Origin of the sequence: Methanocalculus sp. (assembly GCF_029762515.1) — an archaeon.
Taxonomy (GTDB): Archaea; Halobacteriota; Methanomicrobia; order Methanomicrobiales; family Methanocorpusculaceae; genus Methanocalculus.
In genome coordinates, this window is the sequence record NZ_JARVGN010000394.1 from 1 (window position 1) to 2,068 (window position 2,068).

A 2,068-nucleotide genomic window follows, 5' to 3' on the forward strand; every position below is an offset into this window, starting at 1 on the left:
CGTGATATCATCAAAGGAGATCCCGGCGAGATCTGAAAACGGATACTGCTCCGGGTGTACCGGGGCAAGGGCGGGTCCAATCCCAATGATCCGGTGGCCGAGGGATTCGGCAAAACGGTACCCGTCACCTGTTGATCCGGTTGATGGGTATGATGTACCGCCGGTTGCAATGACGAGGTGATCGACCAGCACCTCCTGATCGTCTGTCCTGATCAGAAAGCCGTTCCCTGAGCGCTCCACGGCACGAACCTGGCTGTTCTGCCTGAAGATCACCCCGTTCTCCCGGCATGCGGCCATCAGTACAGAGAGGATATCATCTGCCTTTTCTGATACAGGGAATATCTTCTCGTTCTCATCTGTATAGAGGGGGCATCCCCGATCTTCGAAGAACGCGATCAGATCCCGGTTCGTAAAATTCCTGAGTGCTGGTTTCAAAAAAGTCCCGTTCTCACCGTAATGTTCTTCAAAACTGCGGATATTGCCCGCATGTGTGATATTGCACCGCCCGGATCCGGTGATTAAGAGTTTCCGACCTGCCTCCCTCTTCTTCTCAAAGAGGATGATCCGGCTTCCCTCTGACTTTATCGTAGCTGCACAGAAGAGTCCTGCCGGCCCGCCTCCGATAATGCCAATCACAGGCCGGGCCATTTTGCAATCACACCTTCTGTAGAACGGGTGGTGTCCTGCCAGGATTTTTTGCCACTGCAATCTGCCGCTTCAGTTCTGCTGCTGCTGCTGCTACATCTTCCTCTCCGACAACCGCAGAGATGACGGCGGCCCCGTCTGCCCCCGCACCGATCACAGATCCGATATTCTCCCATGTGATCCCGCCGATTGCGACAAGTGGGAGGCGGGTTGCGGCACGGATGGCGCCCAGTGTTGAAAGGCCGTGCCCGCATCCGGCATCATCTTTTGAGGTGGTGGCAAAGACCGGGCTGAGTGCAAGGTAATCGGCACCTGATATCTCTGCCTGTATCGCCTCATCAACCGATCCGACAGAAGAGCCGATGATAAAGTCCCTTGGAACAATCCGTCGGGCTTCGGATATCGGCATATCCTGCTGGCCGAGATGAACTCCGTCTGCTCCGGTTGCAAGAGCGATATCAAGCCGGTCATTCATGATGAAGCAGGCACCGGCATCCCTGGTCATGGCCAGAATCTCTGTTGCTGTCCGGTAGAGGGATGCAGCATCCATCCTCTTGTCCCTGAGCTGGATGATATCCGCTCCGCCCAGAAGCGCCATCCGGGCGAGTTCGGTATGGGATCTCCCCCTCCCGATCTGCTCGTCGGTGATGACGTAGAGATCATATGCCATGGTACTGCTCCACCTGTGCCTCAGCCGATACCGTCTCCGGTGTCAGTGATGCGAGTTCATCAAAGAGTGCGGTTCTGAATGAGTATGGTCCCGCAGATTGCCTGGCTGCCCGTTCCCCGGCAAGCCCGAATGCGATGAGTGCAGCGGCGGCGGACTTCACCGGATCGTCGCCTGCGGCTGCAAACGCCCCCACAACAGATGCTGCCATACAGCCGGTTCCCGAGAGCCGCTCCATCATCGGGCTCCCGTTTAAAATCAGGTATGCCTCACCATTCCCGCAGACGATATCGGTCTTTCCGGTCATGGCAACGGCTGTGTTCCACCTCCCGGAACACCGAAGGGCAACCTCAATGGGATCACCCGTACAGCCGCCCGAATCAACCCCCCTGACAGTGCCGCCGCTTCCGGCAAGGACACCGATTTCACCGGCGTTTCCTTTCAGGATCGCAACCCTGCATTCATTCAGAATCCTCTCCGCACTCTCTGTCCTGAGTGTTGTTGCACCGACTCCGACCGGATCAAGGATCACCGGGATGCCATGTGCATTTGCGGCTTTTCCTGCGGCAACCATCGCATCTACCTGTGCGGGTGTAAGGGTTCCGATATTGAGGACAAGGGCGCCTGCAATCCCGGCCATCTCGGCAACCTCTTCGATTGCGCCTGCCATCACCGGTGCTGCACCGATGGCAAGGGTTGCATTTGCGCAGTCATTGATTGTTACGGTATTGGTAATATGGTGAATGAGCGGCCGGG

The 2,068-nt window shown here is 56.9% G+C and carries 3 protein-coding genes; all 3 read right to left on the reverse strand.

From position 1 onward, the window contains the following. A partial coding sequence (locus tag QCH34_RS11360) for an aminoacetone oxidase family FAD-binding enzyme (RefSeq protein WP_300334245.1) occupies nucleotides 1-648 on the reverse strand: 648 nt, incomplete at its 3' end. Between the two features lie 7 nt (nucleotides 649-655). Next, nucleotides 656-1,315 (reverse strand): thiamine phosphate synthase, encoded by a 660-nt coding sequence (thiE, locus tag QCH34_RS11365; protein ID WP_300334247.1) that lies wholly within the window; start codon nucleotides 1,313-1,315, stop codon nucleotides 656-658. Further along, a partial coding sequence (thiM, locus tag QCH34_RS11370) for a hydroxyethylthiazole kinase (protein WP_300334249.1) occupies nucleotides 1,305-2,068 on the reverse strand: 764 nt, incomplete at its 5' end. The genes thiE and thiM, both read right to left, overlap by 11 nt.